Source organism: Paenibacillus sp. OK003 (assembly GCF_900109515.1).
Taxonomy (GTDB): Bacteria; Bacillota; Bacilli; order Paenibacillales; family Paenibacillaceae; genus Paenibacillus; species Paenibacillus marchantiae.
The window spans coordinates 13,599-36,113 of the sequence record NZ_FOBD01000029.1; the positions used below are offsets into that span (position 1 = coordinate 13,599).

The following is a 22,515-nucleotide window of genomic DNA, read 5'->3' on the forward strand; positions in this document are numbered from 1 at the left end:
AGTCACTCTCCTGGTATAAAGGAGAGTGACTTAAACAATTAGTTTGCTTCTACAACGAACGATTCTTTAGTTACCTTGTCCGACTGCCTTCACGGCCGTGTTGTTACTCTGATATTTCCGGATAATCGAAACTTCTACCCGACGGTTCTGAGCTCGTCCAGCATCCGTTTGGTTGCTAGCGACTGGGTGATACTCTCCATAACCGCTAGGTGTGAACTTCGAAGGGTCCAGCGCCTGATTCAATAACAGAATTTTGAGGAAATTCAGTGCTCGATCGGCACTCAAATCCCAGTTATCCTTATATTGGCTGTTCGAAATGGGAACATTATCAGTATGGCCAGACACAACGACCTCATATTCCGGGAACTCCTGCAGCATGCTCGAGATGGCTTTGGCCAGCGAGCGTGACTCGGGTTTAACGTCAGCGCGGCCTGAGGAGAACAGGGCGTTATCACTGATCGTGATTTTGAGCTCAGACTGATTCAGCTTCGTATTCAGCTGATCGGAAAGCCCATTTTTCTGAATATATTGATCAAGCTTTTTCTTGAGTTTCTCCAGATCTTCCTGTTCTTTCTGGGCCATCTGCGCATCCGTAATCTGAGCCGCTGTCTTCTTGGTGATTTCTTCAGGCTGCTGTTTGTTCTTGCCCAAATCTGTAGTAGATTCTGTAGGGTTCATGGAGGTATGATCCAGTACACCCGAACCACCATTCAATGCGCTGCTCAGTGCGGAAGCCATCTGTTCAAACTTCGTTGCATCTATAGAGCTCATAGAGAATAATGTGATAAACAGAGCGAGCAGCAACGTCATCAAGTCGGAGTAGGGAAGCAACCAACTCTCGTCTATATGTTCTTCATGCGGTTCGTGTTTTTTAGCCTTTTTCACCTGATGAGCCCTCCTTCTCTTCCAACTGTCTACGTTCGGAAGGTGTCAGGAATACAGATAATTTTTGATTAATGGCAATGGTGGATACACCAGATTGTATGGATAACAAGCCTTCAACCATCATCAGCTTGATTTCCATCTCTTTTTTGGACATCCGCTTCAGTTTATTGGACATCGGATGCCACAACACGTAACCACTAAAGATACCGAGAAGTGTCGCGATAAACGCCGCTGCAATCGCATGCGAGAGCTTTTCCATATCACTGAGATCGGCAAGCGCTGCGATGAGACCTACAACGGCCCCGAGTACCCCGAGCGTTGGTGCATACATCCCCGCTTGGGCGAAGATCAAGGCACCGCCACGATGGCGCTCTTCTGTAGCATGAATATCTTCCATGAGTACATCACTTACAAATTCCTGATCATTGCCGTCAATAATCATACGCATACCGCCGCGCAGGAACTGATCATCAATATCTTCGACTTTCGATTCAAGTGCAAGCAAACCTTCACGACGGGTGGTGGAAGCCCAGTCCATAAATGTGCCGATTAGAGAAACACGGTCAATCAGTTGTTGCTTTTTGAACAGTACCCCGAAAAGCTTGGGGATTTTTTTAACTTCAGACATGGGAAATGCCATGAAAATAGTTGCTGCCGTACCAACAAAAATAATAACGTAGGCTGCCGGGTTGTTAACCAGGTTGATCAGGGGCGCACCCTTCAGGAACATACCCACTACAAGTGAAACCAGCCCTAAAACTAGTCCGATAATCGTTGAAATTTCCATCATACACCTCATCCATGAGATAAAATTGAATCCTTTCAAGCGGCTTTATTCGGGCTTCCGGACGAACGTTACACCGCAATCCGTTTAATGTTAGGCATCCTTTAGGGTTGCAGAAACAGTAAAACGGTCATGTATAGTATTTATCGACCAGATGGCCTTTTTTTTTAAGGGTTATTTTCAGGTATAATAAGATCAAATCTGCTCCTTAGGGGCTAAATAGGAGTGAAAAGCCAATGGGCGTAAAGCATGGACGGGATTATGAAGGAATATTGACAGATTTGACAGGGGCTATAGGCCGAATACCGGACCGCTATGTTTTCTTTGAGATGGATGAGGAAGAATGGTCACGCCTTGGTTTAACAGAGCAGCTCGAAGTGGATGAGGCGCTCGCGGAAGATCTGTTCTATGCGCTCGGTGAGGAATCGGTCATTCCGGTAGGAAGTGGAGTGGTCATTCATGACAAGGATCAGCACCGAATTCATATCCTAATAGGGGAAGAAGAGCTGACTTTTGTACCACTCATTTAGTATGCACACATAAGATATTTGGCATGGAAAACCGAGTTGGAGAATCTCCCTAAAGCCTTATGGTTAGTGGATCTAGCGCCATTTGTACTATTGGAATTTGAGGCTTGTCCGTGGTAAGATGATAGTCATGAAACGGGCGAACCGCAGGGCGGTGGACCTATGCGTTTGGGTTGCTAGGGGTAGCACCAAAGGTTTCGGTGGCAGCATGGACAGGTGTCTGTGATGAGCCATCCTATGGGGAGGAAGATAACGTATGGTTTTTTCGCAAGAGGAAGTCGAAGCTCATCTGGGAAGGCTGGAAGGCTGGGAACTGGAAGAGGGACGATGGATTGTCCGCAAGTTTTTATTTTCCAACTACATGAAAGGGATTGCATTTGTGGACGAGGTCGCAGCGATTTCGGAAGCGTTCAATCATCATCCTTTTATTACGATTGACTATACAACGGTCACACTGCGTCTCACATCATGGGATGAAGGTGGCATCACATCTGTAGATATTAAAGAAGCAGAGCAATATAATGAGGCTTTTGAGAAAATGAGGTCGGAATAACCTGGATTGGTTATTATCGCACTACCGGAAATGAGTGAAGCATACATGTCAGACGATAATCAGAACAAACCTCTTATTGCTGTCGTTGGCAGCCTTAATATGGATTTGGTGGTGAAGACGGACATTATTCCTGAGGAAGGCGAGACGGTGAGCGGGGAGGAACTGCATTATCTGGCCGGGGGCAAAGGCGCCAATCAGGCGGTTGCTGCTGCAAGACTGGGTGGACAGACAACGATGGTTGGTGCGGTAGGCTCCGATGGTTTTGGTGAACGCCTGCTGCACAGTCTAACGGAAAGCGGGGCGGATGCCTCACAGGTTCGCATTCTGGATGATACCGTTACAGGTACGGCCTCCATCTGGCTCTCCAAAGGAGATAACCGGATTATTGTCATTCCCGGAGCGAATGGGCGGGTTGTGCCTGCGATGCTGGAAGAGGCGGATACGGTAAAAAGCCTGACTGCAGCCGCAGCGGTGCTGCTGCAGCTGGAGATCCCGCTGCCTGCGGTCACCCGCGCCGCCCAACTGGCGGCTGAAGGCAGCGCATTGGTGGTGCTCAACCCGGCGCCTGCCGTGCCGGGTCTGCCCCAGGAGCTGCTGCGGTGCGTCGACGTCGTCACGCCGAACCGCAGCGAGCTCGCCGTGCTCACCGGCCGGGATGATCTCCGGCCGGAAGACGTGGATGCGGCGGTGGCAGAGCTCGCCGCATCCCTCGGGGCCGCTGTCGTCACGACCCTCGGCCCCGAGGGGGCTGTGTACGCGGCAGCGCCTGGCGGCCGCGTAAAGGCAGGGCGTGCCGGCGCGTGCCGTGCGCCCGGCTACGCCGTAAGCGCCGTCGACACGACCGGCGCTGGCGATTGCTTCAACGGCGCGCTGGCGGTAGCCCTCGCGCGCGGAGAGACGCTGGACGCGGCGGTAAGCTTCGCCATGGGCGCAGCCGCGTTGTCCGTGACGAAGCTCGGCGCCCAGTCCGGGATGCCGACAGCACGTGAAGTGCAGGCTTTCCTTGCCGATCAGAAGGCAAAGACCCAATAATCTATGCATGCTTTAGGTGAATCAGAGGAGCCATAGCGTGGTGTATGTTTTCATCGAAGCATCCCTGAAATGATCAAGAGGCTCTTACTTCCCAGCACGGGAAAGTAAGAGCCTCTTCTCTGTATGACCATTATTAAACTCAGCAACCCTGTATACGAATATGGGGTGACTACATTGTGCGTCTAGCTCCAGCAAGGGTTAGAGCATGCGTAAAGAGCAGGGGGTGATAGAAGCCACCCACCACGCTATACATGCATGCAACCTATCCTAACTGATCGCCTTGGACGTCTTCGATTACTTCTTCTCCGCCAGCCACATCGCAATATTCGCGATTTCTTCATCCTTCAGCTTGTCTTTGAACGAAGGCATACCGCCGCTTTTACCTTTGACAATGGTGGTATAAATCTTCTCCACATCGTCCTGGCTACCAATCTTCTGCAGACTAGGGCCCATGCCCCCTTGAAGCTGATCGCCGTGGCAGGTAATACAGTTTGCTTTGACCAGTGCCTCAGCCTGTCCTGCATCCATCGTAACTTGTGGCATCGTCGGTTTCGCTTCTTCTGCAACTTCCTCTTTCCCTGGAAGCGTAAACATTAGTACAATAGCTAAAGCGCACGCTGCAAAAAATACCCCGCTCATGATCCATTTGTGCATCCCTTATGTCCCCTCCAGAATGAAAGATCATCTAACTTGAAACTATCCATATCATTATAACGGAACCTGTAGTGACATCATAGCATTTTGTGGTAATTTTTTGAACTAATCACATAACCGGGGACTTTTTAGGGTCATTTCAAGCCCTATTTATTCGCGTGGACCTTCATAGACCATACAGTAAAAAGGTTTTAAACCGCTCGGTGTTTGTCGTTCGTATGTATCCTGCGTAACAAATCCGGCTTTGAGATAGACGCGAATGGCCCGGTCATTCCAGGTCAGAACTTCCAGATCAATTTCGTTTGCGGGGTTCCGGCGAATGGCTTCCCGTACAATGGCCGAGACAAAAGCCGTCCCTTGACCGTGACCGCATCGATCGGGGTGCATGCCAAGGCCAATGCGGGTGACACCTTCGAGCGGGAAGTATTGAGCGAAACCGAAAATTTGCTGATCCTCTCCCAGTACCACCGCATATTGTTCTTTCCGTAGCTGGGGATCGCCGAATTCTACTTCAAGGGCTTTCATCTGCTCCCAGGGCAGCCAGCTATAAATATTATAAGGCGGGTCATACTGCCAATCGCAGATGAGCTCCGCATGTTCTTCTTGCATGGGCACAACGTGAAACGTCACAGGGGCTTCATCCATGCAACTGCACGCTCCTCTCATTGTGAACAAGTTATAATGATTTTGATTTGTTCATATCCATATACATATGTCATTCCATATCTAAGCTTGTTTTCACTCTACAAAAGAGGCGTTCATTTGGCAAGCCCTCGTTTTTAGAAAAAAAGTGAAACAAAAGTTCCGGTAATTTCGTTTATATTATAGTGGGCTGGGTAAAAACATGATAAGAGCACGGACAAAGCAACGAAAAATAGCTTTAAAAGAAGTTAAAGTTAGGTTTGATCGCTATCCCGAATGCGTTATAAGGAAACGAAGCACAAAAAACCGCCGGATCCATTCCTGCGAAGAATGTACCAGACGGTTCTATTATACTTCGTTACAGTAGTTTTATTGTTCCAGCATGACGTTGCTCAGCTTGTCCCTATTCAATGGCCAATGTCTCATATGCGTCCGTGCTCATAATGCGTTTAGCGCCAACATAGCGGTTAGCCCAGTAGCTTTCACTTAATGCGCTGATTGTAACTCCTTTAGAAGAAGAGGAGTGTGCAAACTTTCCATCCCCTACAAAGATCCCTACGTGCGAGACCCCTTTGCCCGTTGTATTGAAGAATACCAGATCACCTGGTCTCATTTCCATCCGGGATACCGAATCACCCATGTCGAATTGTGAACTCGATTGGCGAGCCAGATCAATGCCCAGCTTGTCGAATACATAACTTGTGAACCCAGAACAGTCAAAGCCGTTAAGCGTTGTTCCTCCACTTTTGTATGTAGTTCCCATTGCTGAATCAATGACTTGGTCCATTTTCGAATCTGCGAATGCGCTGCCTGCTCCAAGCGATAATGCGAATGTGAGGCTGAGTACAGCTGCGGTTAATTTCTTCTTAAACAAGAGATATACCCCTTCCAATGCCTGCGAGGTTAGCTTAAGGATTCGGTTGAAGGTCCCCTATGATCCCTCTGTTGCAAGATCAATTCACCCATAACTGGTTCCCCCGCTTCCCAGGTGCTAGGAATTTGGCTATGCTAGTTATGCACCTGCGAAATCAAGAAATGATGATTAAATTTTAAGTAGTTACAAATATGAAGGTAAAGATTACAAAGTTGTTACTAAAAACTCACTGCGATTATTGTAACAGAGGTATATCACTTTGGCAACGTTTAGCAACAAAATTAGCAAAAAAAACCTCGACCTTTGACGGGGAAAGGTCGAGGTTTGCTTATTTAACGGGAGTTTATGAATACAAATTTACATAAGAGATGGTAACTTTTTTTAACCGTTTAATTTAATCCTTGACCAAGTTGGACTGCCATAAACGGAAATGGGCGCATATTTTCCACAGGCTCAGCAAGCACCGGGCAAGTGGATACGTTTGTTGTAGTATAAGACCAGTTATACCCGTTAGTAACCATGAAGCTGAAGTAAAGGCACCAAAGACCAGCAGATGAAGGCCGCCCAGCAGGACAGCAATGCCGATTAGAGTGATGACCTGACGTAGTGCGATCCATAGAGCATGAAACGTACCACGCGCTCCGCCTTCCCCTTCAGGAGCTGATATACCAAACTGCATGTAGAGCAGGACATGATGGATAACCCACCCATATACAATCCAACCCACAACATAGGGAATACCAGGCAAGAGCAGATGGAGAGAATGAAAACCTTCCATAAAGATGGAATAGAGCTTTGGTGCGAGCCAATAAGCCGGCAGCAGCAGCAAAAGGGTACGAATGGTGTGGAGCAACAGCATCGGTTTCCACAAATTTTTGATGCCGCGAATGAATGGAATGCGCTCTTCCGAATGATTATAATGCTGGAGCGAGTAGAGCAGCCCTGCCTGAATGAGAGGGCTAATCAGCATCCGTAGGAGCAGCATAGCCCCTAGAATCCATAAATAACGATGGACCTCCGGGTTCGTTGTCAGGCTGAGTTGGCTCTCCATTTTGAATAAAATCGTACTGAGTTCCCCTGCATCAGGATCGGGATAACGCAGGAGCAGCGGAACCACAGCTGACTGTACCATTCGATAAAGAAAGTATCCCCATACTAATTGATAGAGAAATAAAAGTGCTGCAATGAACATATGCTGACGGACGAGAAACCAGCCTTCACGTATTTTCGCTTTCACTGTATCCACCTCACCATGACAGACTTCCGAATATGGCTTCTATAAGTTTGGTTGCGCTCATGCTCCAGCGGGATTTAGTTGGCTCATCCAGTCCGGCTTTCAGAAAATTATTCATATGATGGTTCTCCAGCACAATCGTGTATAGCGGATCAGTCATAGCCCAGGAAACAGGGGAAGTATAGGTCAGTTTGTAGGTCATGCGCTCCTCGCTACCATCCCATTCTTTCGTCAAAACTTTTCCATCTTGGAACATAATTCGAACAGGCACCTTCTTATATTCACTGCCTTTTTTCTGTAATGTAACCGACGACTCGTACAACGTTTGACCGTCTTTCAGGATAGGTTTGATTGCGATCTTCTCCACTGCAAAGTCAGCCATGCCGTCTCCGTACACATACTGATTAAAATAATCGGTCCAGGATGTACGCGTCACTTGCTCCACAACCTTTTGAAAATCAGACGAAGTAGGGTGTTTGAAGCGGTATTTATTCACATAAGTCGAGAGGATGCGTTCCATCGTTTTTGCACCAACCTGTTGTTCTATTCCGAGTAATACAAGCTTGCCTCGTGTGTATACGTTTGCTGCATATTGATTCTGGGAATCAAACTTCCAGGAGTCCTGTGTCAGTGAAGCTGGAGAAGTAATGAGACCAGCTTGTACGGGCAGATTCGGGATAAGTCCGTATTCCTGTTCCATTACTTTGTCTTCTGCATAGGAGGTGAATCCTTCGTCCAGCCAAGCCTCTTCAAATTCATTACTCGCGACCATGCCGTAAAAATACTGATGCCCAATCTCGTGCACAACCGTGCGTTCCAGATCGTAACCAGGAGCAGAATCATCTGCACCGAAGGCGGTGACCAAGGTAGGGTATTCCATTCCCCCTGCGCCATTCCCTGATTTGGGCGGGACAACGATGGACAGTGTGGAGTACGGATAAGGGCCAAACCACTTGCTATAATTGGATAGCGCTGCTTTGGCGGCGTAGAAATAACGTTCCTTCAGATCCTCATGAGCAGGGTCGAGATACAGCTTGATTCGAACGCCTGGCACATTGGGAGCAGAGAAGGGTTCTTCTGCATAAACAAAATCAGGAGAGGCTGACCAGGCAAAATCATGCACATCATCGGCATAGAACTGATATACTTTTTCGCCGTTCTTCACAACCGCTTGCTGGGTTGGGAATCCAGTAGCAGCTACTTTGTATGTTTCCGGTACCCGAATACGCACACTATAGATACCAAAATCGGCGTAAAACTCTGAATTACCGTGATACTGATGCAGATTCCAGCCTTCGGTCGTTCGACCTCGTGTGCCTACTGGCTCATATACGCTAAGTTTAGGGAACCATTGACCTGCCATAACGAAATGATCTGCTGTTCCCATGCGGGCAAAAATTTTCGGTAGCTTGACCTCAAATTGAGTGTGAAGCGTGATGCTCTCGCCGCCTTTAACGGGTTTGGGCAGCCTTACCTTAATGAGGGTAGTATCTTTCATGTTTCCATCATCCGGTTGCACATACTGCATCCGATGCAAGAGAGAAAGCCCGTCCTCTGTTTTCATTTCTGTAATATGCATGGAACCATAACCGTTCGTGGGCATGACATCACCGCGAAGCTTTCCCCCGGATTCTTTCATAAAAGTAGTGTCAGCAGAAGAGAAGGCATTGGGATACATGTGAAAATAAAGCTCGCTGACGGTTTTCTTACCTGGATGTTTCCAGGTGATCGTCTGTGTCCCTTGCAGTACATTCCCGTCTACCAGCTTCACATCCATGTGATATTCCACTACGCGGTTGCTGAACACTTCAGCGGTAGGTGTCTGTATACTTTCCGGAGATGTTTGGGTTTTGACGGGTGCCGTAGGCTTGCCCGATTCCGGGGCGAGCGCAGGCAAGTCAGAATGAATGGAGCGTGTGGAACCCAGACCAAGCCATATCCCCCCGGCAACTACACACAGGGCTATAATTGCGGTGAGCCAGCTCTTGGCGCGTCGTGGAATCATCGTTAAATACCTCCCGTTGACAAGCATCTACAGCATGTATATGTTTGCATTGGGGCGATTATTAGTTAAAATATTTGTATCAACCCTTGGAGGCTATAAACATGGACCAAAACGAGCAAAACGGCAAAAAACAGATTGCCTTGAATATCGTTAGTGCAAAGAGCAAACACAAAGGCTTTGGTGCAGGTTCCATTGATCTGAACAACCTGTCTCCAGTTATTATTGATAACGGAGAAGCCAAGATCGATATTGGCGCGATGCATGCGAAGAGCAAGGTAGAGCGTAACATCAAGTTCTCGACCAACCGTGAGGACGTACCCAATGGGCGCCAGGTATGGCTGGTATGGGTAGCTGTGGACCGTAACGAACAGGGACAGTTCTATGGCGGAGCAACGGCGTGTGAGATGTGGATTGACACAGAAGCGCGTCGGGGGTGGAAACTGCTGGCCGATCATGTGAATCGCATGGATTATGCCATGAAGCGCCGGTTCATGCTGGATGATCTTGGACCTGAGGATCGCGCGGCACTCAAGACGTTGCTGACTACGCATAACGAAGAATGGTGGAACGCTTCTCCAGATGAATTGAAAGAAGCACTCGCCTAATTAATGAATGTTCAAAGTTATTCAAAAAAGAAGAAGCAAAAGCCCCGTGACCGAGATGATCGGTTCGGGGCTTTTGCTTCTATGCTGAAATTAAATTTCACGGGAGATGACGTAATTACGTCATTGCGCATTTACGTCACTTGGGTCATTCCACCCACCAGCGTTTGAAATCCTTCCACCATGAATGCTTCTCTTCCTGTATTCCCTGCTGGTTTTGTACTTCGCGACTGTCTTTATCTTTCTCTGAACCCGAATCGTCTGAAGCGCTGCGGCAGACCTCGGTCGGTTCCGTGCCATCAATAAAAACCTCCAGCCGTTTCTCGGCGCAGCCATTGCCAGCCAGTTTGCCGGATTCGGGATCGATATATACACTGACGACGTTATCCGGTACAGTAAAAATCTTCGGTGGAACACTGGCGAGGGCCTGTTCCGTAAACTGGGCGAACATGGGTGCCGCACGACGCCCGTCGGATGTGGAAATGGCTTTGCCTTGATCGTAACCGACCCAGACAGCCGTTGAGAGCTCTGGGGTGAAGCCGACGAGCCAAGCATCCGTATTGGTCGTCCCGGTTTTGCCGGCGACAGGCCGTTTAATCGTTGCAGATACCCGATTACCCGTACCTCCATTTTCGAACACACTTTCCATCAAGCGTGTTAATACATAAGCGGCAGCGGGTTCAACGACCTTCTCGGCCTTGGTCTGAGGTGCTTCATAGATGACTCGTCCTGCGGCATCTGTCACTTGCAGAATGGCTACAGGAGGTGTTCGCTGCCCACCTGCGGCGATAGCGGAGAATGCCGAAGCCATCTCCAGTGGACTAACAGGTGAGGTGCCGAGTGCAAGGGAGGGTACCGGGCTCATATTGCTCGTAATTCCTAGGTTTTTAGCCATTTTCACCACTTGTTCAGGTCCAATCTGCATAATCGTATTTACCGCGTAGATGTTGTCTGAAGCGGCGATCGCCTGTCTCAGATCAATCTCACCTAAATACTTATCTCCGAAGTTGCCGGGTTTATAGGTCTTGCGATCATTGTCATAATGAAACAAGGTCGGCTCGCTTTTAAACATGGACGCACTGGTGAGCTGTTTCGATTCCAGGGCAGCCAGATACATAATCGGTTTAAAAGCAGATCCCGGCTGGCGTGTAGTCGCAAGTACATGGTTAATCTGATTGGTGCGGTAATTTTTTCCGCCTACCATCGCTTTGATGTATCCGGTACGCGGATCGATCGATACCAGAGCCGTTTCGAGCTCGCTTTTGGCGTCCATGCCCTTGGCTACGGCATCTTCTGCCGCTTTTTGCACACGCAGATCCAGCGTGGTGTATATATTCAATCCTCCATGATCCAGCATCGCTTCGCTGATTCCCAGCTCCTTGATCGCCAGATTCCGGATATAGTCGCGGAAATAGGGTGCGCTTTCTACGGTTTTGCGTTCACTTTCCGGCTTGAACGAAAGCATTTCCTCATAGGCCTTGTCTGCTTCCGCTTGCGTAATTTTGCCGATGTCAGCCATGGCATTCAATACAACCTTCTGCCGGTCCTTGGCGTTCTTCATATGATTATATGGAGAATAGTAGGTCGGACCCTTTGGAATCCCTGCAAGCATGGCACTTTCAGCGAGCGTCAACTGTTTGGCGGATTTGCCAAAATACATTCGTGAGGCTGCTTCGATCCCGTAGGCGCCATGACCATAATAGATTTCATTGAGGTACATCTGCAGAATTTCATCCTTGCTGTATTTCATCTCCAGTTGTGCCGTGTACATCGCTTCCTTGGCTTTGCGGGTCCATGTCTTTTCATGAGACAAATACAAGTTGCGAGCGAGCTGTTGCGTCAGTGTACTTGCGCCCTGAGACATCTGCATATGTTCCAGGTTGACGAGTACAGCCCGCCCCATTCCTCGGATGTCGAAGCCAACGTGATCATAGAACTTGCGGTCCTCTACGGCAAGTGTAGCGTTGACCAAATCAGGTGAGATATCTCCCAACTGCACGGGTACCGAGTCTTTGCCGCCTGCCGAGAAAGTAGCAATGACTTCGCCCTGGCTGTCCAGCAGCCTGGAATTACGATCGGAGTCGGCCAGCGGCAGGCTGGTGGCGTATAGATAGACCAATGCTGCCGCCATGGCGATTAGGCCGAGAATAGCGAGCAGAGTCAGGCTTTTGATGACTTTCCATATACGGAACCCGCGTTTGCGGGTCTTTTGGCTGGATTGGGTCATGGAACGGGCTCCTTTCTTTTCTTTCCAGTATGGGAATTCAGTGACACGGATATTCAATAAGCCCGTTTAACGTTTAAAATATAGCTTTTTTGCAGAAAAAAACCGTTTTGCAGTATAAACGTCAATCGCGTATAATGCAAAAGGGTAATGAAAAGGTACAGTTCGGCACAACATACAATAGGCAAGGAAGGTCGAATAGTTCCATTGTCAGTGATTTGATTCTTTGATTAGTCAGACGCTATGTACGCTCTGGTCAATTTAATCTATATAAACTTTACGGAAAGAAGGTAGAGATTATGGACTTGTGGTTTACGGAGAAACAGACCCCCGCATTCGGAATCACCGCGAAGATTAAACAGACCTATGTAAGCGAAAAGACGGATTTTCAAGATCTTGCCATGGTAGAGACCGAAGAATTCGGCAATATGTTGCTGCTTGACGGCATGGTGATGACGACGGTGAAAGACGAGTTCGTTTATCACGAAATGGCGGCTCACCCTGCGCTGAACACACACCCGAACCCGAAAAAGGTGCTGGTTGTCGGTGGCGGTGACGGCGGAGTTATCCGTGAAGTCATCAAGCACGCTGCTGTAGAAAAAGCAGTTCTCGTCGAAATCGACGGGAAAGTGATTGAATATTCCAAAGAGTATCTGCCTGAAATCGCCGGTAAATTGGACGAGCCTAACGTTGAAGTGCTGGTGAACGATGGCTACATGCATATTATAGAACATAAAAATGAATACGATGTAATCATCGTTGACTCCACAGAGCCTGTAGGTCCGGCTGCTCCGCTATTTGAGCGCGGTTTCTACCAGGGCATTTATGAAGCGTTGAAAGAAGACGGGATCTTCGTTGCTCAAACGGACAACCCGTGGTTCAAAGCGGATCTGATCCAAAAGGTAAACAAAGACGTTAAAGAAATCTTCCCGATCGTACATGTGTACGGCTGTAATATCCCTACGTACCCAAGTGGTCTGTGGACTTTTACAATGGGTAGCAAAAAACATAATCCGCTTGAGGTGGACGAGACGCAGATTCCAGAGATGGATACGAAATATTACTCTCCACGTCTGCACAAAGCGGCGTTCGTTCTTCCTAAATTCGTGGAAGACCTTACGAAATAAGGAGGAATAATGAGATGAAATTAGATCAAGCTTATTCAGGTAACGTGTTTATTTGCAGTTCAGAGGATTATGAGAAATCCAAAGCGGTCATTTATGGTATGCCGATGGATTACACCGTCAGCTTCCGTCCAGGGTCCCGTTTTGGTCCTTCCCATATCCGTCAGGCGTCGGTTGGACTTGAAGAGTACAGCCCTTACCTGGATAAAAGTATTGTGGATATGACTTACTTTGACGCTGGGGATCTGCTTTTGCCTTTCGGTAACGCAGGACGCAGTCTCGAAGTCATCGGAGAATATATCGGTGGCCTGCTGGCTGACGACAAATTCCCGATTGGTCTCGGTGGGGAACACCTCGTCACTTGGCCTGTCATTCAGCAGATGTACAAAAAATATCCGGACCTTATCCTGATTCATATTGATGCACATGCCGACCTTCGTGAAAACTATGAAGGCGAGCCATTGTCTCACTCGACACCAGTGCGTAAAGCAGCTGAACTGATGGGCGGCAAAAATATTTATCAGTTCGGAATCCGTTCCGGTTCCCGTGAAGAGTTCCAATTTGGACGGGAGAACATCAACTTCTATCCGTTTGAAGTGGCAGCTCCGATGAAGGAAGCTCTTCCGAAAATGGGTAACCGTCCGGTGTATGTTACAATCGATATCGATGTGCTTGATCCATCTGCGGCTCCGGGTACAGGAACGGCAGAAGCAGGCGGCATTACGTCCAAGGAACTGCTTGAAGCCATTCACATGATCGCAGGATCAGATGTAAATGTGGTCGGTTGTGACCTGGTGGAAGTGGCGCCGATTTACGATCCTACAGAACAGACACAAATTGTGGCTGCGAAGATGATCCGTGAAATGCTGCTTGGATTCGTGAAGTAATCGCAAAAAAACAGCGTCCTCTTTCTGCGTCAGGTTGAAGTCTGCGTAGGAGAGGGCTTTTTTTATGATCGTCTTCTGAACTTAACTTGTTGAACCTCATTTCTGGACTGTGGTATACTGACAACAACAGTAATCAGTAGTATATTAATTGATATATTGATTGATATATTACATTCGTGAAGTATATGGTGGTTGATTCGACCATATACTAAAAAAAGAGCCTTCACCGCGCCAACGGTAAAGACTCTTAGGACCCGAAAGGCTGTGGACTGCCACGGCGCGCATGAACTAAATATTGCTATTCAAGCGAAACCCACCGTCAGGCGATCAACCTTATGAGGTGGGTTTTCGCTTGCTACGAAACTTTTTGCGCAACCAACGGTAAAGCTTTCGGATACTCAGCACTAAACTGAGGATCGCAGCAATCCATCGGATTACATCAAGCAACGCCACAAGTTTGACCATCGACGTCACCCCCTTTCGGGAAGCTGCGCCGTGATCAAGAAAACATCCACCTTTATTCAGAGTCCATAACATTGATTATAGCACGTACGTTCCCGTACCTCTACCATTTGTTGTATATATGATTCCGCCCGCTCGTTAAGCGAAAACACGTATTTGGGATGACTCTATCTTAATATTTATGTATAATATGGAAATAGAGGAAGGGAGTTATGTTATGCATGCAATCCGGGCTCAATTGAGTATGTATCCCAAATGGTTCGTAGCGGTACTTATGATATTTACCATCAATCTTATACTAACAATGACTTTGTTCATCAATTTAACGTTCATACTGGCTAATCTCGCCATGTTATATGTTGCCTTCAGCATCAGAACACTTAAATACAATAAATTGCATTTTGCCCTTTGCCTTGTTTTAAGTATCACTTTTGTGATCATTGCTTTTAAGACATATCCCATTTAAATCAGCTCTTAGTAGAGATTCATGATGAACCACTCATGCCCATGAGATAAAAATGTGGGCATGAGTGGTTTTTTTATTGCAATAATGTCACGCGCGATAAATAAATTGTTACGTTAAATTCTACAAAATAGGGTAAAAACATAGAAGGAGGTGTCACAATGACAACAAAGAGCAGAATGACATGGAAACGCATTGGCGCACTCGCATTATCCGTAACACTGGCTTGGGGACTGGGACAGGTACATACTCTACCCGGCGCTAACGCTGCATCCTCCCCAGCGTGTGGAAGTGGAGATCACGGATTAACGGCTACGTTGAAAAAAGGCAGTGGTGTGGAAGACCAACGACTGCAATTTACGGATATCGATTTTCTGAACAATACTACCGGACGGGCTGGTGGTGAAGGCTTCCTTATTGGCACATCGAATTCAGGCTGCACTTGGCAGTCCATCTATACAGGCCAATGGCAGTTCATACAACTTGATTTCCCGAATAATGTGAATGGGTTTGCTTTGGCACAGGTGAAGGATTCTCCAACGAAATATCTTATCCGCTCAACGGATGGCGGTGCGCACTGGACACGGATGGATACGAAGGGCATACCATTTAAACGAATTGATTTTCGCAATAAAAGCGAAGGCTTTGGATACACCTATAATGGAGCTTATTTGACGAAGGATGGCGGTGCAACATGGAATCGAATCTCCACACCAGCCAATACACGCGCAGCTGTGTTCACGACACAGAAGCAAGGTTATGCTATTGTAGTGGTTCCTGGTTCGGGTTACCGTATCATGCAGACAAGTAATGGCGGCAAGAACTGGACGCAATCGTTGAAAGTAGCATCAACAACCTGGAGTGGTGGAGACTTATACGCAAACGGTAACCAGGTATGGGCTCTTCTGTATGGCGACGCAGGAATGTCCCAGCAGTCATATTCTCTCTACGCGAGCGGGAATGAGGGCAAGAAGTGGAGACAGGTCTTTGCTCAATCCACAGCAGGTGGGGGCCCTGCCCCAGGTGCAAGCAGCACAGGGAATGGAAAAGGCCCTGCAGATCCAGGCGGTCACCCAGGGAACATGGCGTTGATCGGTAATCAGACGGCCTATCTCTCCGCAGGATCACCTGCAGCAGGCAAAATGGGGATTGGACGTTCATATGATGCAGGTTCCACGTGGAAAAATATCGACCTGAAAGATCCAGGTTATAGCTCCCGCATTTCGTTTCCTTCTGCCAAAACAGGCTGGCTCGTAGTAACCAGCGACAATTCTCCTGCGATTTATGAGACGACAGATGGTGGAACAACATGGAAGCAAAAAATGTTATTGCCCGCTGCAAACGAGTAAATGGCGTCATGCCATGGAATAATTTTAAGGCGATTTCAATCTAAAAGGGTATAAATCTTAACTTATTTGGCCTGATGAGGCCAGCGCAAACAAACAAGTCTTTTCCGGGAAAATGAAGCCGGAAAGGGCTTGTTTTTGCTTAAATAAAAACGGTTGAATCCTGTTCAGAAACACGTTATTGTAAGCGATAACAATACTTTTTGGGAGGTTGAAATTATGGTTGATGTTATTCTAAAGGCGGATTCGGAACAAGGATTAATAAATCGCAATATATATGGTCATTTCTCAGAACATCTGGGACGCTGTATCTATGAAGGCATCTGGGTGGGGGAGGACTCCCCTATTCCCAATACGGAAGGTATCCGAAATGATGTGCTTACTGCACTGCAAAAACTGCGTATTCCCGTACTTCGCTGGCCTGGCGGTTGTTTTGCCGATGAGTATCACTGGAAAGATGGCGTAGGTCCCAAAAGTGAGCGCGCCCGGATGATTAATACGCACTGGGGCGGGGTAGAAGAGAACAATCATTTCGGCACGCATGAATTCCTGAGACTATGTGAGTTACTTGATACGCAGCCATATATCAGCGGCAATCTGGGCAGCGGTACGGTGCAGGAGATGCAGGAATGGGTGGAGTACATCACGTTTGATGGGGAATCACCGATGGCGAACTGGCGGAAGAGCAATGGCCGTGAAAAGCCATGGAAGCTGAAATACTTTGGTGTGGGGAACGAGAACTGGGGTTGTGGCGGTAATATGCGTCCGGAATACTACGCAGATGAGTACCGTCGTTATGCTACATATGTACGCAATTATTCCGGGAATGAAATTTATAAAATTGCCTGCGGTCCCAATGACAACAACTATCACTGGATGGAGGTGTTAATGCGGGAGGCCGGTCGTTTTATGGATGGAATCAGCCTGCATTATTACACCATTCCAACAGGCGAGTGGGCAGATAAAGGTCAGGCTACAGGTTTCGGAGAAGTTGAGTGGTTCACTACATTGAAAAAGACGCTATATATGGAAGAGTTACTTTTGAAGCACTCCGAGATTATGGATAAATATGATCCTGAGGGCAGAGTCGGTATTATCGTGGATGAGTGGGGAACGTGGTATAACGTTGAGCCGGGTACGAATCCTGGGTTCCTGTATCAACAAAATACGATGCGTGATGCTGTACTTGCAGGGATCAATCTGAATATTTTCAACCAACATAATAAAAGAGTGCATATGGCCAATCTGGCCCAGATCGTTAATGTTCTCCAGGCGTTGGTCTTGACAGAAGGAGAGAAGATGCTGCTTACGCCTACATATCATGTGTTTGATATGTATCAGGTGCACATGGACGCGCAGCGGTTGGAACTGAATTACGAGAGCCCTGGATACACTTTCGGAGAAGAGACCATCCCTCAACTGAGTTTGTCAGCTTCTCGCAACAATGATGGCGTTATTCATGTGACAGCGTGTAACCTTAGTCATACGGATGAGCTTGAAGTGGTTTGTCAGATTGAATCAACGAACGCTTCTGCTGTATCGGGACGAATTTTGCATCACGCAGATTATAGTGCGTTCAACACATTTGAACAGCCGGATCAGGTTCAACCTGCGGAATGGAAGGATATTACACTCGAAAATAATAAACTGCGTTTTGTACTGCCTCCGGCCTCGGTTGGTGTGGTCTCTATAAAGGGATAATCAGATGGATTCATCCGTGCAGAGTAGAAGTGCTGGGAAACGGGAACCATGCAAGGGTTGTAATGATCAGTATGATGTGAAGATTAGTGAAGCCAAGATGGCCCGGCTCGTGGAGCTGGCCTCACGCTCACGTCCGGTCGTCGATGATGCTGAATATGAGCGGCGTTTATCTACCTGCTATAACTGTCCAGGGTTACAATACGGTACAACCTGCCGTTACTGTGGGTGTCTCGTACAGGTTCGCGCCAAGCTGGTAGAGTCGACCTGTCCGTTTCCATATGAGCCGCGATGGACCTGATCCAGAATATATTTCTTTATTAATGAAGCAAGGCAGAGCTGCACTTTACAGGTGTGGCTCTGCTTTTTTTGGCGTTGATGGGCAAGAACTCTGAATTTGGATTTGAATTGAGCGGGTGAACTGGATATAGTTATACAGTAGAGTGTAGGATAGCGAGCTATCCGGGAATATGAGCGCGTATAGCGGCACAACAATACAGGAAGGGCTGTTCTCACCGGCCGTGCCTGATTTTGCGTCGCCTCGAATATAATGGAGGTTAACATTCATGTCGAACATGCGACCGGTTCAGATCCGGCTGCACAGCCGTTATGAAGGTGAAGATGTACTGCAGGAAATGCAGGGTGAAGCCGTGTTGAAGGGATCTGTGCTCTATGTTCGTTATGAAGAGCCACAGGCTGGACCCGAGGGCGGTGTTACCCGAACAACATTGAAGCTGGGCGGACAATCCATCAAGATTATACGTCACGGCGAGGTGGAATCGGAGCAAACATTTGAGTTAAACCGCAAGCTTCCTGGTTTTTACCGTTCGCCGTATATGTCGTTTGCCTTGTCCACGCATACACAGGAGCTGGAACTTTCCATTCAGGGATTGAGCGCACGCGCAGCGTGGAGCTACGACTTTTACCGCTTTGACGAAGAATCCGGACATTTCGCGATTAGTTTGCATATACAGGAGGAACCAATTTCATGACACGTAATCCATTAGATACGATTAACGAACGGGTAAGTACAGCCATCGGCAATGCCATTGTTGCTGCTGGCATTGTTACGCAGGAGGATCTGCCGACCATCACCCTTGAAGTACCACGCGAGAAAACACACGGCGATTTGGCAACCAATGCCGCTATGCAACTGACCAAGATTGCCAAGCGTAATCCACGCCAGATCGCAGAAGAGATTATTGCCAATCTCAACCTGGCTGAAGCTGGAATTGAGAAGGCAGAGATTGCCGGACCGGGATTCATTAACTTTAAGTTGGACAAGAGTTATCTCTACCCTGTGCTGGGGCTTGTACATGAGCAGGGTGAGAATTATGGAAGAATCAATGTTGGTGAAGGGCGCAAGGTCGAGATGGAGTTTGTCAGTGCCAACCCGACAGGCAGTCTGCATCTGGGCCATGCGCGTGGAGCGGCTGTGGGTGATGCGCTTTGCAACATCCTCGACTATGCCGGATATGATGTAACACGTGAATACTACATTAATGACGCGGGTAATCAGGTATTTAATCTGTCTCGTTCCATTGAAGCTCGCTATTTGCAGGAACTGGGCCAAGACGCAGAGATGCCGGAAGATGGTTATCATGGTGAGGATATCAAAGGATTTGCCAAGGGGCTAGTGGCCGAGAAAGGCGATTCTTTGCTGTCCATGCATCCAGGTGACCGTGCAGCTTATTTCCGCGACTTCGGTTTGGAAAAAGAATTGGACAAGATCAAACGTGACTTGAATCGCTTCCGTGTCAATTTCGACATCTGGTTCAGCGAAACTTCGCTGTATGATAACGGAGAAGTGTTGCGTGTACTTGACGAATTGCGTGATCGTAATGAAATCTATGAGCAAGACGGGGCAACTTGGTTGAAAACGATGCAGTATGGTGACGATAAAGAGCGTGTTTTGATCAAAAATGACGGTACGTACACGTACCTTACACCGGACATTGCTTATCACCGTGATAAATATGCGCGTGGATATGACACAATGATTAACATCTGGGGAGCGGACCACCATGGTTATATTCCACGGATGAAAGCGGCCATGCAAGCACTGGGCAACGATCCTGAGAAATTGGTCGTGCTGATTGCACAGATGGTGAGCTTGTTCCAAAACGGCGAGAAAGTGAAGATGTCCAAGCGTACAGGCAAGGCCGTAACGATGGAAGATCTGATGGACGAAGTAGGCATTGATGCCATTCGTTACTTCTTTACTATGCGCAGCATGGACTCTCATCTGGACTTCGACATGGACCTTGCGATTTCGACGTCCAATGAAAACCCTGTATTCTATGTTCAATACGCTCACGCTCGGGTATGCAGCGTATACCGTCAGGCAGAAGAACAAGGCATTGAGCTGTTGCCATTGGCACAGATCGACCTTTCGAAGCTGACCACGGAACATGAATATGACCTTCTTCGCAAAATGGGTGAACTGCCTGAAGAAATCGCAACTGCTGCTACAGGATATGCGCCGCATCGTATTGTTCGTTATGTATATGAACTGGCATCCCTGTTCCACAGTTACTATCGTGCAGAGCGCGTCATTACTGAAGACGCGGGACAAACCCAGGCGCGTCTGGCGCTGATCGGTGCTGTACGCACCGTCATCGCAACAGCGCTTCGTCTGGTGGGCGTATCCGCACCGGACAAAATGTAATTCAAGCCCTGGCGGTGCACAACCGCCCTGTGGCTTTGACAAAAAGTCTCCATGCACCACGCCTGCAATGCAGCGTGGACATGGAGACTTTTTGCTGTGCCCGCGGCCGATCATACGGCCCCGAGGCACCCAAAGCCAGCGCTGCCTGCCGCCGTGGGCAACCACCGTGAAGCATCACACCGCGCAGCAGTGCTGCGCTTAGCGAATGCTTCACGGAACGGCTCCCTGCGGCAGGCAGCGCTGTTTACCCTCCGCCCTCCTGCATCAGCTTGAGGGCGTCAATCTCGCCACCGCGTATTTTGCTCTTCGCGGTGGTGGTCTTGCGTGCGCGCAGCGGAACGGTCGCGCGCTTCACGAGCGTTTTGATCTCGGCTGGCGACAGGCCGGGATGCTTCGCAAGCAAGAGCGCTATGGCGCCACTGACGTGCGATGTCGCCATGGAGGTTCCGCTCATCTCATGGTGCTTGCCGTGCACCCAGGAGGAAACAATTTTGTCCCCTGGCGCATATACATCAACGTATGCACCTCGGTTACTGAACGAGGCAATCCGCCGGTTTTTGTCGGTTGCCCCAACGGATATCGTTTGCGGATAACGTGCCGGATAATCAATGCTGCGGCGTTTGCCGTCATTTCCTGACGAAGCAACAATGACAATCCCGGCCTGATGGGCGCGGTTCACGACATCAAGCAATGCTTTGCTACGCGTTTTCATGCCAAAGCTCATATTGATAATATCGACCCGATTGCGTACACACCAGTCAATGCCAAGCACAATGTCTGACACGAAGGCCGAACCATTATGGTCGAATGCCTTCACCGGATAGATCAGGGAGCGAGGAGCTACGCCAATCATACCTGCCGTACTGTTGGCTGCGGCAATGGTTCCGGCAATATGGGTGCCATGACCGTTATCATCATGAGGAAGCAGACTGCGGTTTAACAGATTGATTCCGCGTGCCAGCGAATAGCGAAGATCCGGGTGTTGATAATCGGCACCTGTGTCAATTACGCCGATTTTGATCCGATGTCCTGTGGATACCGACCATACTTTGGGAGCATGAATCTGTTTGACACCCCAAGGTATGCCCTGTGCACTGCTCGGTTTACTGTGAAGCGCGGTGGCATGAAGGGAGATGGATACATCTTCTTCTACCGTAATCTCATCGCTGTAGCGAGATAATTCTTCTGGGTCATGCACCGGGGCGATAATGGAGCGGGCCAGCCGGGAAGAGCGTACCATACCAAGATCCGTAAATTCATTCCTCATCCGCGACAGTTCCACGAGGCAGGCTTCATATTGCTTCGGCTTGGCGAACCGGATCAGGTACCGCCGCCCCTGTTCTGGTTCGGGACGTTGCATTCCTTCAACCAATTGATGTAGAAAACCAGTATAGTCCATAATGGGCAGCCCCCTTCGGGATGAACATGCTGAGGTATTCTATGAATGCGTTGATCCCGCCGCATGGGGAACCTGCCCTTTTTTTACAAAAACACATTCTCTTCGTGTCAAAACGGGCGCAGGGACATATGATGGATGGAGGGCTAGAGGGCTCTTGCGGGGACCCTGGTGAGGAGCGATCCTTCAAGGGTATACAGTCAGAAGGCGGAGGGGACTCCGTCTTTTTTATATGATGATGCTTTTTTTGCCCAAAGGCCGATATGCCCGCGAGTTAGATGTCTCTTACGGGTCTGTACATGGCTCGTTTGAAGTCGCTTCTTGGAATTATGAGACATCCATACATAAAAACTTGCTTTTTGAAGCTAAATAGGTTTTACTTAGGTTTGTTAATGGATATGTTATACGTAACGTTCCAGTTCGTAGGGATATAAAGTGAATTTTGTGTGAGAGGA

20 protein-coding genes and 1 riboswitch are annotated in these 22,515 nt (G+C 48.3%); of the genes, 11 read left to right on the top strand and 9 right to left on the bottom strand.

Annotated elements, in window-relative coordinates; translation table 11 throughout:
- Nucleotides 1-66: 66 nt before the first annotated feature.
- Both motB and motA read right to left on the bottom strand, forming a co-directional pair.
- Nucleotides 67-885 (bottom strand): flagellar motor protein MotB, encoded by an 819-nt coding sequence (gene motB, locus BMW94_RS28600; protein ID WP_091002012.1) that lies wholly within the window; start codon nt 883-885, stop codon nt 67-69.
- Nucleotides 872-1,672 carry a flagellar motor stator protein MotA gene (motA, locus tag BMW94_RS28605; RefSeq protein WP_024628803.1) on the bottom strand — a complete coding sequence of 267 codons (801 nt, stop codon included), beginning with the start codon at nt 1,670-1,672 and terminating at the stop codon, nt 872-874. The genes motB and motA overlap by 14 nt, the downstream gene beginning before the upstream one ends.
- A 233-nt stretch (nt 1,673-1,905) precedes the next feature.
- Between motA and BMW94_RS28610 the strand changes: the two genes are divergently transcribed.
- The 3 genes from BMW94_RS28610 (at nt 1,906) to rbsK (ending at nt 3,781) form a co-directional block, all read left to right on the top strand.
- The gene (locus BMW94_RS28610) at nt 1,906-2,199 is read left to right on the top strand and encodes a hypothetical protein (protein ID WP_091002013.1); all 294 of its coding nucleotides are present in this window, start codon (nt 1,906-1,908) and stop codon (nt 2,197-2,199) included.
- Between the two features lie 253 nt (nt 2,200-2,452).
- Nucleotides 2,453-2,749: a 4a-hydroxytetrahydrobiopterin dehydratase gene (locus BMW94_RS28615; protein WP_091002015.1), complete on the top strand. Its 297-nt coding sequence runs from the start codon at nt 2,453-2,455 to the stop codon at nt 2,747-2,749.
- Nucleotides 2,750-2,794: 45 nt separating this feature from the next.
- Entirely contained in the window at nt 2,795-3,781 is a 987-nt protein-coding gene (gene rbsK, locus BMW94_RS28620) for a ribokinase (RefSeq protein WP_091002016.1), read from the top strand.
- Between the two features lie 294 nt (nt 3,782-4,075).
- Here the strand turns inward: rbsK and BMW94_RS28625 are convergent, their stop codons facing one another.
- The 5 genes from BMW94_RS28625 to BMW94_RS28645 all read right to left on the bottom strand — a co-directional run bounded on the left by BMW94_RS28625 (nt 4,076) and on the right by BMW94_RS28645 (nt 9,190).
- The gene (locus BMW94_RS28625) at nt 4,076-4,435 is read right to left on the bottom strand and encodes a c-type cytochrome (protein WP_063567633.1); all 360 of its coding nucleotides are present in this window, start codon (nt 4,433-4,435) and stop codon (nt 4,076-4,078) included.
- A gap of 150 nt (nt 4,436-4,585) precedes the next feature.
- Nucleotides 4,586-5,080, bottom strand: coding sequence for a GNAT family N-acetyltransferase (locus tag BMW94_RS28630; RefSeq protein ID WP_091002018.1), 495 nt, complete (start codon nt 5,078-5,080; stop codon nt 4,586-4,588).
- 400 nt (nt 5,081-5,480) lie between these two features.
- Complete coding sequence (locus BMW94_RS28635; protein ID WP_091002020.1) at nt 5,481-5,951, bottom strand: C40 family peptidase; 471 nt, start codon at nt 5,949-5,951, stop codon at nt 5,481-5,483.
- Nucleotides 5,952-5,954: 3 nt separating this feature from the next.
- Nucleotides 5,955-6,092, bottom strand: a riboswitch (cyclic di-AMP (ydaO/yuaA leader).
- 253 nt (nt 6,093-6,345) lie between these two features.
- Nucleotides 6,346-7,188 (bottom strand): hypothetical protein, encoded by an 843-nt coding sequence (locus BMW94_RS28640; protein WP_091002022.1) that lies wholly within the window; start codon nt 7,186-7,188, stop codon nt 6,346-6,348.
- A 10-nt stretch (nt 7,189-7,198) separates the two neighbouring features.
- Entirely contained in the window at nt 7,199-9,190 is a 1,992-nt protein-coding gene (locus tag BMW94_RS28645; RefSeq protein ID WP_091002024.1) for a M1 family metallopeptidase, read from the bottom strand.
- A 101-nt stretch (nt 9,191-9,291) separates the two neighbouring features.
- On the opposite strand from BMW94_RS28645, the gene BMW94_RS28650 reads away from it, so the two are divergent.
- Nucleotides 9,292-9,795, top strand: coding sequence for a YwhD family protein (locus tag BMW94_RS28650; RefSeq protein WP_090905344.1), 504 nt, complete (start codon nt 9,292-9,294; stop codon nt 9,793-9,795).
- 145 nt (nt 9,796-9,940) lie between these two features.
- Here the strand turns inward: BMW94_RS28650 and BMW94_RS28655 are convergent, their stop codons facing one another.
- Entirely contained in the window at nt 9,941-12,019 is a 2,079-nt protein-coding gene (locus BMW94_RS28655; RefSeq protein ID WP_091002025.1) for a transglycosylase domain-containing protein, read from the bottom strand.
- 296 nt (nt 12,020-12,315) lie between these two features.
- Here BMW94_RS28655 and speE point away from each other — a divergent pair, with 296 nt between their 5' ends.
- From speE to argS, 7 genes are all read left to right on the top strand, one after another.
- Nucleotides 12,316-13,143 (top strand): polyamine aminopropyltransferase, encoded by an 828-nt coding sequence (gene speE, locus BMW94_RS28660; RefSeq protein WP_091002026.1) that lies wholly within the window; start codon nt 12,316-12,318, stop codon nt 13,141-13,143.
- A gap of 14 nt (nt 13,144-13,157) precedes the next feature.
- Complete coding sequence (gene speB, locus BMW94_RS28665) at nt 13,158-14,027, top strand: agmatinase (RefSeq protein WP_091002027.1); 870 nt, start codon at nt 13,158-13,160, stop codon at nt 14,025-14,027.
- 1,086 nt (nt 14,028-15,113) lie between these two features.
- A complete protein-coding gene (locus BMW94_RS28675) occupies nt 15,114-16,301 on the top strand; it encodes a WD40/YVTN/BNR-like repeat-containing protein (protein WP_091002030.1) in 1,188 nt (395 codons plus the stop codon).
- 216 nt (nt 16,302-16,517) lie between these two features.
- Nucleotides 16,518-17,999, top strand: coding sequence for an alpha-N-arabinofuranosidase (locus tag BMW94_RS28680; protein WP_091002032.1), 1,482 nt, complete (start codon nt 16,518-16,520; stop codon nt 17,997-17,999).
- Nucleotides 18,000-18,003: 4 nt separating this feature from the next.
- Complete coding sequence (locus BMW94_RS28685) at nt 18,004-18,297, top strand: DUF6171 family protein (protein WP_091002034.1); 294 nt, start codon at nt 18,004-18,006, stop codon at nt 18,295-18,297.
- Between the two features lie 265 nt (nt 18,298-18,562).
- Nucleotides 18,563-18,988, top strand: coding sequence for a YwiB family protein (locus BMW94_RS28690; RefSeq protein ID WP_091002035.1), 426 nt, complete (start codon nt 18,563-18,565; stop codon nt 18,986-18,988).
- Nucleotides 18,985-20,664 carry an arginine--tRNA ligase gene (gene argS, locus BMW94_RS28695; RefSeq protein WP_091002036.1) on the top strand — a complete coding sequence of 560 codons (1,680 nt, stop codon included), beginning with the start codon at nt 18,985-18,987 and terminating at the stop codon, nt 20,662-20,664. The genes BMW94_RS28690 and argS overlap by 4 nt, the downstream gene beginning before the upstream one ends.
- A gap of 244 nt (nt 20,665-20,908) precedes the next feature.
- On the opposite strand, the gene BMW94_RS28700 is transcribed toward argS, so the two are convergent.
- Nucleotides 20,909-22,063: a S8 family peptidase gene (locus BMW94_RS28700; RefSeq protein WP_091002037.1), complete on the bottom strand. Its 1,155-nt coding sequence runs from the start codon at nt 22,061-22,063 to the stop codon at nt 20,909-20,911.
- Between the last annotated feature and the right edge of the window lie 452 nt (nt 22,064-22,515).

Coding starts and splice junctions, on each gene's coding strand:
- motA (WP_024628803.1), bottom strand. CDS start 1,672: ATGGAAATTTCAACGATTATCGGACTAGTTTTAGGGCTGGTTTCACTT.
- rbsK (WP_091002016.1), top strand. CDS start 2,795: ATGTCAGACGATAATCAGAACAAACCTCTTATTGCTGTCGTTGGCAGC.
- argS (WP_091002036.1), top strand. CDS start 18,985: ATGACACGTAATCCATTAGATACGATTAACGAACGGGTAAGTACAGCC.
- BMW94_RS28675 (WP_091002030.1), top strand. CDS start 15,114: ATGACAACAAAGAGCAGAATGACATGGAAACGCATTGGCGCACTCGCA.
- BMW94_RS28625 (WP_063567633.1), bottom strand. CDS start 4,435: ATGCACAAATGGATCATGAGCGGGGTATTTTTTGCAGCGTGCGCTTTA.
- speB (WP_091002027.1), top strand. CDS start 13,158: ATGAAATTAGATCAAGCTTATTCAGGTAACGTGTTTATTTGCAGTTCA.
- BMW94_RS28610 (WP_091002013.1), top strand. CDS start 1,906: ATGGGCGTAAAGCATGGACGGGATTATGAAGGAATATTGACAGATTTG.
- BMW94_RS28685 (WP_091002034.1), top strand. CDS start 18,004: ATGGATTCATCCGTGCAGAGTAGAAGTGCTGGGAAACGGGAACCATGC.
- BMW94_RS28650 (WP_090905344.1), top strand. CDS start 9,292: ATGGACCAAAACGAGCAAAACGGCAAAAAACAGATTGCCTTGAATATC.
- BMW94_RS28655 (WP_091002025.1), bottom strand. CDS start 12,019: ATGACCCAATCCAGCCAAAAGACCCGCAAACGCGGGTTCCGTATATGG.
- BMW94_RS28615 (WP_091002015.1), top strand. CDS start 2,453: ATGGTTTTTTCGCAAGAGGAAGTCGAAGCTCATCTGGGAAGGCTGGAA.
- speE (WP_091002026.1), top strand. CDS start 12,316: ATGGACTTGTGGTTTACGGAGAAACAGACCCCCGCATTCGGAATCACC.
- BMW94_RS28700 (WP_091002037.1), bottom strand. CDS start 22,063: ATGGACTATACTGGTTTTCTACATCAATTGGTTGAAGGAATGCAACGT.
- BMW94_RS28630 (WP_091002018.1), bottom strand. CDS start 5,080: ATGGATGAAGCCCCTGTGACGTTTCACGTTGTGCCCATGCAAGAAGAA.
- BMW94_RS28690 (WP_091002035.1), top strand. CDS start 18,563: ATGTCGAACATGCGACCGGTTCAGATCCGGCTGCACAGCCGTTATGAA.
- BMW94_RS28645 (WP_091002024.1), bottom strand. CDS start 9,190: ATGATTCCACGACGCGCCAAGAGCTGGCTCACCGCAATTATAGCCCTG.
- BMW94_RS28680 (WP_091002032.1), top strand. CDS start 16,518: ATGGTTGATGTTATTCTAAAGGCGGATTCGGAACAAGGATTAATAAAT.